This window comes from Oerskovia sp. USHLN155 (genome assembly GCF_037145535.1).
GTDB classification, from domain to species: Bacteria; Actinomycetota; Actinomycetes; order Actinomycetales; family Cellulomonadaceae; genus Oerskovia; species Oerskovia rustica.
Window position 1 is genome coordinate 27,189 of the sequence record NZ_JBBCXG010000012.1, and the last position, 14,846, is coordinate 42,034.

Annotated in this window: 12 protein-coding genes; 1 reads left to right on the forward strand and 11 read right to left on the reverse strand. The window is 72.6% G+C overall.

The features are described 5' to 3' along the window. Positions 1-8: 8 nt before the first annotated feature. A complete protein-coding gene (locus WFH32_RS16665; RefSeq protein ID WP_442946350.1) occupies positions 9-1,775 on the reverse strand; it encodes an ABC transporter ATP-binding protein in 1,767 nt (588 codons plus the stop codon). 146 nt (positions 1,776-1,921) lie between these two features. Beyond that, positions 1,922-3,847, reverse strand: a complete 1,926-nt coding sequence (locus WFH32_RS16670; RefSeq protein ID WP_336708542.1) for an ABC transporter ATP-binding protein — start codon at positions 3,845-3,847, stop codon at positions 1,922-1,924. Positions 3,848-4,137: 290 nt separating this feature from the next. Between WFH32_RS16670 and WFH32_RS16675 the strand changes: the two genes are divergently transcribed. After that, on the forward strand, positions 4,138-4,875 hold the full coding sequence (locus WFH32_RS16675) for a TIGR03085 family metal-binding protein (protein WP_336708444.1): 738 nt from the start codon (positions 4,138-4,140) through the stop codon (positions 4,873-4,875). Between the two features lie 26 nt (positions 4,876-4,901). Here WFH32_RS16675 and hisF read toward each other — a convergent pair whose 3' ends face one another. The 9 genes from hisF to WFH32_RS16720 form a co-directional block, all read right to left on the reverse strand. Next, positions 4,902-5,672, reverse strand: coding sequence for an imidazole glycerol phosphate synthase subunit HisF (gene hisF, locus WFH32_RS16680; RefSeq protein ID WP_191795986.1), 771 nt, complete (start codon positions 5,670-5,672; stop codon positions 4,902-4,904). Between the two features lie 3 nt (positions 5,673-5,675). After that, positions 5,676-6,599 (reverse strand): FKBP-type peptidyl-prolyl cis-trans isomerase, encoded by a 924-nt coding sequence (locus WFH32_RS16685; protein WP_336708445.1) that lies wholly within the window; start codon positions 6,597-6,599, stop codon positions 5,676-5,678. A 91-nt stretch (positions 6,600-6,690) separates the two neighbouring features. Next, positions 6,691-8,052 (reverse strand): Pup--protein ligase, encoded by a 1,362-nt coding sequence (gene pafA / locus WFH32_RS16690; protein WP_336708446.1) that lies wholly within the window; start codon positions 8,050-8,052, stop codon positions 6,691-6,693. Further along, the gene (gene prcA, locus WFH32_RS16695) at positions 8,042-8,782 is read right to left on the reverse strand and encodes a proteasome subunit alpha (RefSeq protein WP_336708447.1); all 741 of its coding nucleotides are present in this window, start codon (positions 8,780-8,782) and stop codon (positions 8,042-8,044) included. Before prcA ends, pafA begins: the two co-directional genes overlap by 11 nt. Further along, on the reverse strand, positions 8,779-9,759 hold the full coding sequence (gene prcB / locus WFH32_RS16700) for a proteasome subunit beta (protein WP_225227993.1): 981 nt from the start codon (positions 9,757-9,759) through the stop codon (positions 8,779-8,781). The genes prcA and prcB overlap by 4 nt, the downstream gene beginning before the upstream one ends. A 19-nt stretch (positions 9,760-9,778) precedes the next feature. Then, positions 9,779-9,973 carry a ubiquitin-like protein Pup gene (locus WFH32_RS16705; RefSeq protein WP_191795990.1) on the reverse strand — a complete coding sequence of 65 codons (195 nt, stop codon included), beginning with the start codon at positions 9,971-9,973 and terminating at the stop codon, positions 9,779-9,781. A gap of 134 nt (positions 9,974-10,107) precedes the next feature. Then, a complete protein-coding gene (dop, locus tag WFH32_RS16710; RefSeq protein WP_225228007.1) occupies positions 10,108-11,748 on the reverse strand; it encodes a depupylase/deamidase Dop in 1,641 nt (546 codons plus the stop codon). A 191-nt stretch (positions 11,749-11,939) separates the two neighbouring features. Continuing rightward, a complete protein-coding gene (gene arc / locus WFH32_RS16715) occupies positions 11,940-13,631 on the reverse strand; it encodes a proteasome ATPase (protein WP_336708449.1) in 1,692 nt (563 codons plus the stop codon). 157 nt (positions 13,632-13,788) lie between these two features. Further along, positions 13,789-14,838, reverse strand: a complete 1,050-nt coding sequence (locus WFH32_RS16720; protein ID WP_442946351.1) for a tRNA (adenine-N1)-methyltransferase — start codon at positions 14,836-14,838, stop codon at positions 13,789-13,791. Positions 14,839-14,846: the final 8 nt, after the last annotated feature.

Consider the following 14,846-nt stretch of genomic DNA (forward strand, 5'->3'; position numbering starts at 1 on the left):
GACCTCGCTCATCGCGTCTGTGCGACCCACGACGCGTGCATCGAGGCGTAGACGCCTCCCGCGGCCGCGAGCTCGGCGTGCGGGCCGACCTCGACCACGTGCCCCGCGTCGACCACGACCACGAGGTCCGCGGCCTCCGCGGTCGAGAGCCGGTGCGCGATCGTGATGGTGCTGCGGCCCGCCGTGAGCGAGTCCAGGGCCCGCGCGATGCGCACCTCGGTCGCGGGGTCGACCGCCGACGTCGCCTCGTCGAGCACCAGGAGGTCGGCCTCGGCGAGGTACGCGCGCGTGATCGCGACGAGCTGCCGCTCGCCCGCGGACAGCGCCTCACCACGCTGCCCGACGGCGGAGCCCAGCCCGTGCGGCAGGTCCGCGACCCAGTCGGTCAGGCCGAGCTCGGCGACCGCGGCGTCGATGCGCCCGGCGTGCCGGGCGGCGGCCTGCGCGGCGGTCTCCCCCGTCCGAGGACCTCCCTGCTCCGACACGTCCCGCACGCCGTACGCGATGTTCTCGGCGAGCGTGCCGTCGAACAGGAAGCCCTCCTGCGGCACGAGGACCACGCGCTCGCGCAGGCTCGCGGCCGACAGGTCGCGCAGGTCCACGCCGTCGAGCCGGACCGCGCCCGACGTCGGGTCCATGAGCCGTGTCACGAGCTTGGCGATCGTCGTCTTGCCCGAGCCCGTGGCGCCGACGACCGCCACCGAGGTGCGGGCCGGGAAGTCGAGGTCCACGCCGTGGAGCACCTCCGGGCCGTCCGGGTAGGCGAATCGGACGTCGTCGAGCGTCACGTGGGCGGGCCCGCGCGGCGAGCGCACGCCCTGCTCGCCCTTGTCGACGACCTGGATCGGGGTCTCGACGACCGCGAGCACACGACGCCAGCCCGCGACGGCGTTCTGCAGCTCGTTGAGGATCTCGGTCGCCATCTGCACCGGCCCTGTGAAGAGCTGCACGAGGAACAGGAACGCGAGGAGCTTGCCGGCCGTGATCGTCCCGTCGATGCCGAGCAGGGTGCCCACGACCACGACCGCCGCGAGGACCAGGTTCGCGACGAGCACGCCGCTGGAAAAGACGGTCGAGACGAGCTTCTGCGCCCGGACCATGCCCGTGCGCGTGCTCTCGACGGCCGCGTCGATCCGGCGTCCCGTGCGCTCCCCCACGCCGTAGGCGCGGATCGTCTCGGCGCCCACGACGGACTCCGAGATGGCGCCGAGCATCGCGCCGACCCGTTCGCGCAGCGCGGTGTACGCCGCGTTCACGTGCTTCTGCGCGGGGCGCAGGATCAGGAAGAGCGGCACGAAGCACGCCCACACGAGCAGCGTGAGCTGCCACGAGTAGAACGCCATGAGGATCGTCGCGGCACCGATCTGCAGCACCGAGACGAGCAGCATGATGCCGCCCCACTGGACGAACAGGGAGATGGTGTCGACGTCGCTCGTGACGCGCGAGACCAGGGCGCCGCGACGCTCGGTGCTCTGCGTGAGGACCGACAGGTCGTGCACGTGCCGGAACGCGCGCACGCGCAGGCTCGCGAGCCCGGCCTCGGTCGAGCGGAAGAGGCGCACGTTGACGAGCGCCGAGCACAGGCCCGCGACCACCAGGACGAGGGCCGCAGCCCCCACGAGCAGCGTCACGCGGCTCGTGTCGGGGCCTCCCGGCGCCATGATGCCGGTGTCGACCGTCTGCTGGACCGCGATCGGGACGACGATGCGCCCCAGGGCGGCCGCGACGGCCAGGAGCAGCGTGATCCACACGCCCTGGAGGATCTCCGGCGACATCTGGACGCCCTTGCGCAGGGTCGCGAAGACCCCCAGCGCGCTCGCCGAGGCGATGCGGGCGCCCGTCGCGTCCTCGACGACGACCTCGGGCTTCGCGGCGCGGCCGCGACGACGACGCTCGCGGGGCGGGGTGGCGGTCGTGGTGCTCACTCGGTCACCGTCCCTTCCTCGGCATGACGCACGATCTCGTCGGTCTCCTCCTGCTCGCAGCGCTCGATCTCCTCGCGCTGCTCGTCGTCCTGGTCCTGCTCCTCGTGCCCGTCCGGCAGGGCGCCGTCGAGCTCGTCGGCCTCCGCGCGACGCTCGGCCTCGCGCTGGTACGCGGTCGCGAGCTCGCGGTAGCCGAGATCGCGGGCCAGCAGCTCCTCGTGCGTCCCGACGTCGACCACCCGCCCGGACTCGACGTGGACCACCTGGTCCGCGAGCGCGACGCTCGACATGCGGTAGGCGACCATGACGACCGTGGGGTGCTCCGCCGTCGGGCGTGCGCCTGCCGCGGCCGTGGGGCCCTCGCCGCGCAGCCCCGCCAGGATCTGCTGCTCCACGCGCGGGTCGACGGCGGAGGTGGCGTCGTCGAGGACCAGCAGGCGTGGGGACCGCACCAGGGCACGCGCGATCGCGAGCCGCTGCCGCTGCCCGCCCGACAGGTTCGAGCCGCGCTCGCCCAGCGGCGAGTCGAGGCCGCCGGGCAGACGGGAGACGACGTCGTCGACCTTCGCCAGGCGCAGCGCGTCCCACACCTGCTCGTCGGTCGGGCCGACGCCCTCGTCCGCGAGCGTCACGTTGGAACGGACCGTGTCCTCGAAGATGAACGTGGACTGCCCGACGAGCGCGACCTGACCCGTGAGGTCGGACGCGAGCGCGTCGCGCACGTCGACGCCGTCGATCAGGACACGGCCCCGCGTCGGGTCCGACAGGCGCGAGAGCAGGGACACGAGCGTGGTCTTGCCCGCACCCGTGGGGCCGACGACCGCGACGGTCCGCCCGGGGGCCAGGTCGAGCTCGATGCCGTCGAGCAGGGTCACGTCGCGACCGCCCGCGCGGACGTCGACGCCCACGTCCTCGAAGCGCACGTGCGCACCCCGCGACGTCACGGGCAGCCGCTGCTCGCCCGCGACCGGGATGCCCGGGGCGTCGAGCACGCTCGCGATGCGCTCGTAGCCCACGAGCGCACGCGGCAGCTCGCCCAGGACCCACCCGAACGCACGGACGGGGACCGCCATGATCGTCAGCAGGTACGCCGCCGTCACGATCTCGCCCGTGTCGACCGCCCCCGCCGAGACCCGGGCCGCCCCGACCCCGAGGACCAGGAGCGTGCCCAGCGAGGGCAGCAGCTCGATCACCGGGTCGAAGTACGCGCGGACGATCCCGACGCGCACGTTGGCCGCGCGCAGCTCGTCGGTGCGGGCCGCGAAGCGGCGCTCCTCACGCGCCTCGGTGCCGAGCGACTTGACCAGGAGCGCGGCCTCGAAGCTCTCGTGCGCGACGTCCGAGACCTCGGCCCGCAGCTGCTGAGCGTGCGTGATCGCGGGCGACATGTACTTCTGGAAGACGACGTTGACCGCGACCGCGACCGGGATGACGATCAGCGCGGCGCACGCGAGCCACACGTCGATGCGGAACAGCATGACCGCGGACACGCCGATCATCACGACCACGCCCAGCGCGAAGGGCAGCGGGTTGAAGACCCCCGTCGCGGCCTCGACGTCGGAGTTGGCGTTCGACAGGAGCTGGCCCGCCGGATGGGCGCGGTGCCACGACATGGGCAGGCGCAGGTACTGGTGCGTGACGGCCGTGCGGTGCCGGGCCTGGATGTTCGCGTAGCCGTAGCCCGCGAAGATGCGCCGACCAGCGACGGTCAGCGCGAGCGTCACCGCGATGCCCACCAGCACGAGCCCAGCGATCCACAGGTCGCCCCGGGCGTCGGCGTCCCCCGCGAGCGCAGGGACGACGACCTCGTCCGTGACCCGCCCGACCGCGAGGCTGATGCCCACGGTCGTCGCGCCGAACAGCGCGGAGGCCCCGATCGCGAAGATGTAGACGCGCCACTCGGAACGCATGCCGCGCCCCATGAGCTGGAGCGAGCGTCGCGTGCGCGAACCGGTCAGGGCGTGGCGCCGTGTCGTCGCCGACGACGAGGGCGCGGGCGGCACTGTCCGTCCGGTGGACCCTGCGGGTGCGTCGGGGTGCGGGTGGGTGGACTCCGACCGGCCGGGCGCAGCGCCGGGGCGCGCGTCCTGGGTCCGGGGCGTGGTGTTCGTGGGGGTGCTCCGTCGCGCGGACACGGACGATCCTCGTCTTTCGTGGGGGTTGTCACGATCTTCTCACACGGGACATGGCGTGCTCGTGCGAGCATGGCCCGATGCAGCCCACCGCCTGGCACGCCCACGAGCGCGCCGCCCTCGTCCACGCCCTCACCCAGGCCGGCCCCGACGCCCCGACCCTCTGCGAGGGGTGGCGCACCCGGCACCTCGTGGCGCACGTGATCCTGCGCGAGCACCAGCCGTGGACGCAGGCCGGCGCCAACGGCGGTCCGCTGCACCGCTGGTCCGAGGGCCACCTCCAGGAGCTCGCGGCGACCGCGCTCGAGCCCGGAGGCTATGCCGCGCTCCTGGCCCGCGTCGAGCAGCCTCCCGCCGCGTGGAGCCCGTGGTCCTGGGCCGGGGACCTCGTCAACCTCGCCGAGTACTTCGTACACACCGAGGACGCGCGGCGCGGCACGTGGGAGGCGGGGCCGGAAGAGACCGGCACGGACGGCGGCACCGGGGGCACGAACCCCTCGGACGGGCGCGCCCGCGACCTGCCGCCCGGCCTGCGGGACGCGCTCTGGGCGCAGCTCCGCCGCGCCGCCCCGCTGTTCTTCCGCCGTTCCCCCGTGGGCGTCGTGCTGGTCGTCCCCGGCGGGCAGCGTCTGGCGGTCAAGTCACCGCCGCAGCGTCCGTCCGAGGACGGACGCCTCGCCGGCACGGTCGTCGTCACGGGTCAGGTGGGCGAGCTCGTGCTCCACGCGTTCGGTCGCGGGCGCCACGCCGGGGTCACGGTCCAGGGCGACGCGGCCGACGTCGAAGCGCTCGACGCCGTGGTGCCCGGACCGCGCTGAGGCGCGCGTCGTCGTCGGGCACGCACTCAGCGGACGAGCAGGCCGGCCTCGCGCATGTGCTCCTTGACGTCGCCGATCGTCAGCGTCCGGAAGTGGAACACGCTCGCGGCCAGCACGGCGTCCGCGCCGGCCTGCGCGGCCTGGGCGAAGTGCTCGGGGGTGCCCGCTCCCCCGCTCGCGATGAGCGGGACCTTCACCTCGGAGCGCACCGCGGCGAACATCTCCAGGTCGAACCCACCCGTCGTGCCGTCGGCGTCCATCGAGTTCAGCAGGATCTCGCCCGCGCCCAGCTCCGCGGCGCGCACGGCCCACTCGACCGCGTCGATCCCGGTCCCCCGGCGACCGCCGTGCGTCGTCACCTCGAAGCCCGACGGCGTCCGCACCTCACCGCTCACGCGTCGCGCGTCGACCGAGAGCACCAGGACCTGGCTGCCGAACCGGTCGGCGATCTCCGCGACGAGCTCGGGGCGAGCGATCGCCGCCGTGTTGACCCCGACCTTGTCCGCCCCCGCGCGCAGCAGCTTGTCGACGTCGTCGGGCGTGCGCACCCCGCCACCGACCGTGAGCGGTACGAAGACCTGCTCCGCCGTCCGGCGGACCACGTCGTACGTGGTCTCGCGGTTGCCCGAGGAGGCCGAGACGTCGAGGAACGTGATCTCGTCCGCCCCCTCGGCGTCGTAGCGCGCCGCGAGCTCGACGGGGTCACCCGCGTCGCGCAGGTTCTCGAAGTTGACGCCCTTGACGACGCGCCCCGCGTCGACGTCCAGGCAGGGGATGACACGGACCGTGACCGACATGAGCTACTGACCTTCCGTCTGACCTTCTAGGCCCGGTGTCTCGTCGACCACCGGGAAGTGCGCGTCCAGGATGTCCACCACGTACACGAGCGTCTCGTCCGCGTACGGCCGCCCCGTGCCCGCGTAGGCCAGAGCGGGCGGGACGACGAGCAGCACCTGGCTGCCGACGCTCTGCTCCAGGAGGCCCCGCTCCCACCCCTCGATGATCTGCCCGATCCCGATCATGGTCGACGCCGGCTTGGTGCCCTCGGGCCAGTTCGAGTCCACGACCTCGCCCGACGACCACGCGACCCCCGTGAAGCGGACCGTGACGACCTGCCCGGCCTCGACCTGGACCCCGGCGCCGCGGACGAGCGGCTGGACCACCAGATCCCCCGGCGGGGCGGTGTCGGCGGGGATCGTCACCGTGGGAGCCCCGTCGTCGTCGAGCGCCACCGTGGGCAACCCCTCGACCGGTGGGATCTCGGCCCCCGACGCGCGCGTGGGCAGCACGTCGATGACCAGGACCAGCGGGACGTCGTTCGCCTCCTCGAGGTACAGCACGCGCGCCCCGACCCGCTGCCCGGCCAGGAGGTCGACGATCTCCGACCCCGCCTCGGCGTCCGTCAGGGCGAGCGACGTGGGGGCGTCGGTGTACGTGTTCTGCAGCACCGTGCCGTCCCGCCCGTCGAGCGCGTACATGTTGACGAGCACGTCCTGCCCCTCGACCAGCTCCGCGCCTGTTCCGGGCACGAGGACCTCGCCACGCTCGTCCGGGACGCTCAGGGGCTGCTGGAACTCGACGACGGGCGGGTCCCCGATCTTCCCCGAGACCGTGACCTCGGAGTTCGCGGACGCGTCCTCGCGCTCCGGCAGCTCCGAGCAGGCCGTGGTGGTCAGCACGAGCGCCAGTACGACGACGGACGACCAGTGGTGCTGACGGCGCACGAAGCTCCTCGGGACGAGCAGGGAACGGGGTGCCACCACCCTAGCGGTGGCGGCGCCCCGTCCCTGCTCGTGTCCGGACTGCGGGCCGACGTCACATGGACTCGATGAGCCGCTCGACCCTCTCGTCGACGTTCTGGAACGGGTCCTTGCACAGCACGGTCCGCTGGGCCTGGTCGTTCAGCTTGAGGTGCACCCAGTCGACCGTGTAGTCGCGCCGGGCCTCCTGCGCCTTGCGCACGAAGTCCCCGCGCAGCTTGGCCCGGGTGGTCTGCGGCGGGATCGCCGTCGACTCGAAGACCTCGAGGTCCGTGGTGATGCGCTCGACCATGCCGCGCGCCGCGAGCATGTTGTACAGCCCGTCGGTCCGCGAGATGTCGTGGTACGCCAGGTCCAGGCGGGCGATGCGGGGGTCGTCGAGCTCCAGGCCGTGCTTCTCCTGGTAGCGGCGCAGGATCTTGAGCTTGATGACCCAGTCGAGCTCACGGTCGACGAGCGACAGGTCGTCGGTCTCCAGGGCACGCAGCCCGCGCTCCCACAGGTCCAGGACCTGCTTCACGACGGGCGTGGGGGTCTCGTTCGCGTCGACGAACTCCTTGACCCGCTGCAGGTACTCGCCCTGCAGGTCCACGGCCGTCACGGTGCGCCCGTTCGCCATCTGCACGGGGTGCTTGCCGGTCATGTCGTGGCTGATCTCGCGGATGGCCCGGATCGGGTTCTCGAGGGCCATGTCCCGCATCGGTACCCCCGCCTCGATCATGCGCAGGATCAGGTCGGTCGCCCCGACCTTGAGCATCGTCGTGGTCTCCGCCATCGACGAGTCGCCCACGATGACGTGCAGGCGCCGGTAGGACTCGGCGTCGGCGTGCGGCTCGTCGCGCGTGTTGATGATGGGGCGCGAGCGCGTGGTCGCGCTCGAGACCGCCTCCCAGATGTGGTCCGCGCGCTGCGACAGGGCGTAGATCGCACCGCGCGGTGTCGCGAGGATCTTCCCGGCCCCCGTGAGCACCTGGCGCGTGATGAGGAACGGCACCAGGACGTCCGAGAGGCGCGCGAAGTCACCCTGACGGCGCACGAGATAGTTCTCGTGGCAGCCGTAGGAGTTGCCCGCCGAGTCGGTGTTGTTCTTGAACAGGTGGATGCGTCCAGGCAGCCCCTCGTGCTCGAGCCTCTCCTGGGCGTCGGCCACGAGGCCCTCCAGGATGCGCTCGCCGCCGCGGTCGTACGCCACGAGCTGGCGGACGTCGTCGCACTCGGCCGTCGCGTACTCGGGGTGCGACCCGACGTCGAGGTAGAGGCGCGAGCCGTTGCGAAGGAACACGTTCGACGAGCGCCCCCAGGCCACGACCTTGCGGAACAGGTAGCGCGCGACCTCGTCCGCGGACAGGCCGCGGCCGTCGTCCGAGGCGCAGGTCACGCCGTACTCGGTCTCGAGACCGAAGATCCTACGGTCCATCCGGAGCCTCCTCGGGTGTCTCCTCGAGCAGCCTGGCCAGCACCGCGCCGGTCAGGCGGCGGAAGGCGCGCCGAGGACGGGTGCGGTCGAGGACCGCGACCTCGAGCTGGCTGGGGGGGATCGCTTCCGCCCCTTCGAGCGCGTCCCGGGCGTCGTGGGCGCCCGCGCCGCCGAGCGTCGCGACCGCGAGACGCAGCACCTCGGGGAGCGCCATGCCGGGGTGCCAGGCCTCGCCCAGGTCCCGGCCGAGCTGCTCGGCCTGCCCGCCCATGACGACGAAGCCCGACTCGTCCGCGACCGACCCGTCGTAGGACAGGCGGTAGATCTGGTCCTGGGACGGGCTCGGCCCGACCTCGGCCACGACGAGCTCGACCTCGAGCGGCTTGGACTCGGTCGTGAAGACCGTGCCGAGCGTCTGCGCGTACGCGTTCGCCAGCCCGCGCGCGTTCACGTCGGACCGGTCGTACGAGTAGCCGCGCAGGTCCGCGTACCGCACGCCCGCGACGCGCAGGTTCTCGAACTCGTTGTACTTGCCGACCGCCGCGAACGCGATGCGGTCGTAGATCTCGGAGATCTTGTGCAGCGACCGGGACGGGTTGTGCGTCGCGAACGCGATGCCCTCGTCGTAGGCGAGCACGACGACCGAGCGACCCCGGCCGATGCCCTTGCGCGCGAAGTCGGCCCGGTCCTTCATGAGCTGCTCGGGCGAGACGTAGAACGGCATGCTCATCGTGCGTCACCTCCCTCGTTCTGGTCGGTCGGGTCCGGCTGGTCGGCCGGGAGCCCCGGCGGCTCCGGGGCGAGCCCCGCCGTCGGGCGTGCGATGCGCACGCGCGCCGCACGGTTCCCGTCGGCCTGCTCGGTGCGCTCCGCGACGATCTGCGCCGCGACCGCCGCGAGCTCGTCGTCAGGGACTCGGCGGTACCCCTCGGCGGTCACGGTGACCACCACGGGCCAGATCTGACGGACCGCGTCCGGGCCGCCCGTTGCCGAGTCGTCGTCCGCCGCGTCGTACAGCGCCTCGACGGCCACGTGGACCGCGTCGGCGGGTTCGAGCCCCGGGTGCCAGCGCTTCTTGAGCGACCCGCGCGCGAAGACCGAGCCCGACCCCACGCTGTGGTGGTCGCGCTCCTCGTAGCGTCCGCCCGTGACGTCGTAGGAGAAGATGCGCCCCAGCCCACGGTCCAGGTCGTAGCCCGCGAACAGCGGCACGACCGCCAGGCCCTGCATGGCCAGGCCGAGGTTCGCCCGGATCATGGTCGAGAGCCGGTTGGCCTTGCCGTCGAGCGACAGGAGCGCGCCCTCGATCTTCTCGTAGTGCTCGAGCTCGAGCTGGAAGAGGCGCACGAGCTCGACCGCGATGCCCGCGGTCCCCGCGATGCCCACCGCGGAGAACTCGTCGGCCGGGAAGACCTTCTCGATCTCGCGGTTGGCGATCATCGACCCCATCGTGGCGCGCCGGTCCCCCGCCATGACGACCCCGGCCCCCAGGGACCCGGGGTCCCCGAAGGTCAGCGCGACGATCGTCGTGGCGTGCGGGGCGAGCTGCGCGCCCGCAGCGCCGTGGCCGGCTGCGGCGGAGGGACCCGCGACGGCCTTCGCAGAGGGCAGGAGGTCAGGGGCGTGGCTCGCGAGGAACTCCACGAAGGAGGACGAGCCCGGCGTGGTGAAGGCGTGCGGCAGACGCCCGGAGAAGTCCATGGTCATCAGCTCCTGGCCGGTCCGGCTACTCGCCGCCCTTCTGGACGAACCCTCGGACGAACGACTCGGCGTTGGACTCGAGCACCTCGTCGATCTCCTCCAGGAGCGAGTCGACCTCGGCGTCCCGGTCCTGGGCCTGCGGTGCGACGGGCGCGGGGGTGGCCGCGTCGTCGTCGGGACGCCGGTCCTCGTGCGATGCGCTGGTGCGTTCCTGGGCCATCTTCGCCTCCTGGGTGTGCGTGCTGTCCTGCTGGTCCGTGGGCGGCCCTGCGCGAGGCCCGCGTCTTCTTGAAGCCTAGGCTCTTGCGTGCCGATCGCGAGGTGCGACGAGCCGCGAGCGCGCGGCGGGGTCCGTCATCGGCTGCCCGAGAGGCCTGCGAGGAGCGCCCCCGCGTCCGTGCTCGCGTCGAGCAGCGCGCCGATGTGGGCCCGGGTGCCGCGCAGCGGGTCGAGCATGGGCACGCGCTGGAGCGACGGGGCGCCCACGACGTCGAAGATCACCGAGTCCCAGCTCGCGGCCGAGACCTGGTCGCCGAACCGGGCCATGACCTCGCCCCGGAAGTACGCGCGCGTGTCCTCCGGCGCGTGGTGCACGGCCTGGGAGACCGCGCGCTCGTCGACGACGCGCTCGGCCGCGCCCGCGGCGAGCAGCCGGTGGTAGATGCTGCGCTCGGGGCGCACGTCCGACCACTGGAGGTCCATCGCGGCCAGGCGCGGGTGGTCCCAGTCGAGGTGGTCGCGCTGCCGCAGCCTGTCCAGGAGCCGCAGCTTCGCGACCCACTCGACCTCCTTGGCGCACGAGGAGGGGTCCGTCCCGAGCCGTTCGAGGACCGAGTCCCAGCGGTCCAGGACCGACCGGGTCTCGTCGTCGAGCGTGCCCAGGTGCTCGGCCGCACGGCGCGCCACGTCGGCATACACGCGCTGGACGTCGAGGGCCGTGAGCCGGCGCCCGTCGGCGAGCAGGAGCGGCGCGGTCAGGTCGAGGTCGCGGCTGACCCTCTGCACGTCCGTCACGGGGTCGTGCAGGCGCAGGGCCGCGAGCTCGGCGCGCAGCGAGACCCCGGTCGCCGCCTCGACCGACGCGAGCGCGTCGAGCTGCTCGATCACGAAGAGGACGAGCGAGGTGGTGCCGAGCTTGAGGTAGGTCGCGACCTCGAACAGGTTCGCGTCCCCGATGATCAGGTGCAGGCGCCGCCAGCGCTGACGGTCGGCGTGCGGCTCGTCGCGCGTGTTGACGATGGGGCGGCGCAGCGTCGTCTCGAGGCCGACCTCGGCCTCCATGTAGTCCGCGCGCTGCGAGAGCTGGAAGCCTGGCTCCTGCCCCACGGCGCCGAGGCCCACGCGGCCCGAACCCGTGAAGACCTGGCGAGTGACGAGGAACGGGGTGAGCAGCTCGACGATCGTCGCGAACGGGACGTCGCGCTCGACGAGGTAGTTCTCGTGCGTGCCGTACGAGGCGCCCTTGCCGTCGACGTTGTTCTTGTAGAGCACGACCTCCGAGCCCGGCACGGCGCTCAGCTCGCGCGAGGCCGCGAGCATGATGCGCTCGCCCGCGACGTCCCAGCAGACCGCGTCGGCCGGGTTCGTGACCTCGGGCGACGAGTACTCCGGGTGCGCGTGGTCGACGTACAGCCGCGCACCGTTCGTCAGGATGACGTTCGCGGCGCTCGGGTCGTCGTACTCCTCGTGCGTGGGGCGCGCGACCTCCTGGAGGGAGGTCGACACGCCGGGGCGCTGCGCCACGGGGCCAGACGGCGCAGGCCGGGTCGGGTCGTCCGTCAGCAGCGAGGGGTGGGCCGAGGCGCGCTGGAGGTGGAACCCCCGGGCGTCCTGCAACGGGTCCTCGTCGTCGTAGTCCCACCGGGCCTTGCCGCGAGCGCCGTCGGCACGGGCCGCGAGCGCCCGGTAGGTCGTCACGACCTGGCTCGACATGAGCATCGGGTTCGCGAGCGGCCGCCCGGGCTGCAGCACGCCGTACTCGGTCTCGATCCCCATCACGCGTCGCACGGTCACGAGCACCACCCTATGCCGGGGCCGTGACGGCGGGGCGGGCTGTCCACGGAGAGGACCGCCACGACGCACCTGCCCGACCCGTCCCCGACGCGAACCGGGCCCAGCGGCGGGGTGCGCCGTCGGGCCTGGTCGTGTGGTGCGGCGCCTCGCGCGGCCCCTGTGCCTGCAGGTGCCTAGAGGTACTGCCCCGTGTTGGTCACGGTGTCGATCGTGCGCGCGACCGCGCCCGCCCCGTCGCCCTTCTTCTGGACGATCGTGCGGATGAAGACGATGCGCTCGCCCTTCTTGCCGGAGATCCGCGCCCAGTCGTCGGGGTTGGTCGTGTTCGGCAGGTCCTCGTTCTCCTTGAACTCGTCGACGCACGCCGCGAGCAGGTGCTCGACCCGGATGCCGCGCTGACCGGTCGCCAGGAGGTCCTTGATCGCGGACTTCTTGGCGCGGTCCACGACGTTCTGGATCATGGCGCCCGAGTTGAAGTCCTTGAAGTACAGGACCTCCTTGTCGCCGCTCGCGTACGTGACCTCGAGGAACTGGTTCTCGTCCTCCTCGGAGTACATGCGCTCGACGACGCTCGTGATCATCGCGTCGAGGGCCTCCTGCGGGCTCCCGCCGTGCTCGGCCAGGTCGTCGGCGTGGATCGGCAGGTCCGTGGTCAGGTACTTCGCGAAGATCTCCTTGGCTCCCTCGGCGTCGGGGCGCTCGATCTTGATCTTCACGTCGAGCCGCCCGGGCCGCAGGATCGCGGGGTCGATCATGTCCTCGCGGTTGGAGGCGCCGATGACGATGACGTTGTCGAGGCGTTCGACGCCGTCGATCTCGCTCAGGAGCTGCGGGACGATCGTCGTCTCGACGTCGGACGACAGCCCCGTGCCGCGCGTGCGGAACAGCGACTCCATCTCGTCGAAGAACACCACGACCGGGGTGCCCTGCGAGGCCTTCTCCCGGGCGCGCGCGAAGATGAGCCGGATGTGTCGCTCGGTCTCCCCGACGTACTTGTTGAGAAGCTCGGGCCCCTTGACGTTGAGGAAGTAGCTCTTGGCGCCCTGGGGGTCCGAGACGACCGTCTCCCCCGCGAGCTCGCCCGCGGCGGCGCGCGCCTTGGCGACGGTGTGCGCGAGCGAGTTCGCGACGGCCTTGGCGATGAGCGTCTTGCCGCACCCGGGGGGCCCGTACAGCAGGACGCCCTTGGGCGGGCGCAGCCCGTGCTCACGGAACAGGTCCGGGTGGCTGAACGGCAGCTCGACCGCGTCACGGATCTGCTCGATCTGCGGCCCCAGGCCACCGATGTCCGAGTAGTCGATGTCGGGAACCTCTTCGAGGACGAGCTCCTCGACCTCGGACTTGGGCACGATCTCGAACACGAAGCCGCTGCGCGTGTCGATCGTCAGGGAGTCCCCGACGCGCAGAGGCGCGTCGGCGAGCGAGCCCGCGAGGCGCACGACGCGCTCCTCGTCGGAGCGCCCGACGACCAGCGCACGGTCGGAGCCCAGGAGCTCCTTGACCGTCACGAGCTCGCCGACCTGCTCGTACCCGCCCGCGGCCACGACCGTCATGGCCTCGTTGAGCTTGACCTCCTGGCCCGGCGCCAACCGCGACACGTCCAGGCCCGGACTCGCCCCGACGTGCATCTTGCGGCCCGCCGCGGACACGTCGACCGTGCCGTCGGGGTGCGCACCGAGGAACAGCGCGTACGTGCCCGGCGGCTTGGCGAGCTCGTCGATCTGCCGCTTGAGGTCGATGATCTGGTCCCGCGCGGCCCGCAGGGCCTCGGCGAGCCGCTCGTTCTTCGCGGACAGGATCGCCTGCTGGCGCTCCGCGTCACGGCTCGGGGTCTGTCCAGGTGTCAGTCCAGGTGTGTCGGTCATCCGGCTTCTCCCTCTCGCAGGCACCGTCAGGAGGTCGTGCGGTCGACCCCGTCACCGGTGCGTCACCGACCCCCGGCAACCCGGTGATCGAGGCACGACCTTACGCACAAGTCTCTCGCGAGCGCTGCCAGAACACCCGGGCTGAGACGGCCGTTCCTCAATCGTTGTCGACGGCGCCCGAAACGTCCCGGGTGTCCTCGGCCGAGGCCGCGGGGTCCGCCAGCGGCTCGTCGACGCCGTCCGCGGCGTCGACCGGCTCGAGCGGCTGGCCCGTGCGCGGGTCGAGCTGGGGGCCCTGGCCGACGTCGCGGCGCACGCGGCGCACGCGCTTGTCGGAGACCGACCGCTCGCCCAGGTCCTCGGGCGTCCACTCCTCGGCCACCGGGTAGGACCCCTTCGCAGGGCGACGCTTGCGCAGGGGCGCGACCGTGCCGTCCGCGAGGCGGCGCGCCGTGAGCAGGAAGCCCGTGTGCCCGACCATGCGGTGCTGCGGGCGGACCGCGAGCCCCTCGAGGTGCCAGCCGCGCACGAGCGACTCCCACGCCGACGGCTCGGCGTACCGGCCGTCGGAACGCAGGTCCTCGGCCAGGCGCGAGAGCTGGGTGGCGGTCGCGACGTAGCAGATGAGGACCCCACCGGGTGCGAGCGCGTCGGCCACGGCGTCGAGGTTCTCCCACGGCGCGAGCATGTCGAGCACGACGCGGTCGATCGAGCCCTTCTCCGCGACCTGCGGCAGGACGTCGGACAGGTCGCCGACGGACAGCTCCCACGCGGGGTGCTCCCCGCCGAAGAACAGCTCGACGTTCCCGCGCGCGATCGCCGCGAAGTCCTCACGGCGCTCGATCGAGTGGACCGTGCCCTGGTCGCCGACGGCGCGCAGCAGCGACATGGTCAGCGCGCCCGAGCCCACGCCCGCCTCGACGACGCGCGCACCGGGGTAGATGTCGGCCATCGCGACGATCTGGCCCGCGTCCTTGGGGTAGACCACGGCCGCGCCGCGCGGCATCGAGAGCACGTAGTCGGCGAGCAGCGGGCGCAGCGCGAGGTACTCGATGCCCGCGGTGTTGCGCACGACCGACCCCTCGGGCAGCCCCACGAGGTCCTCGTGCGCGAGGTAGCCGCGGTGCGTGTGGAACGTGGCGCCCGTCGCGAGCGTGATGGTGTGCAGGCGCCCGCGCGGGTCGGTGAGCTGGACCTTGTCCCCCAGGCGCAGCG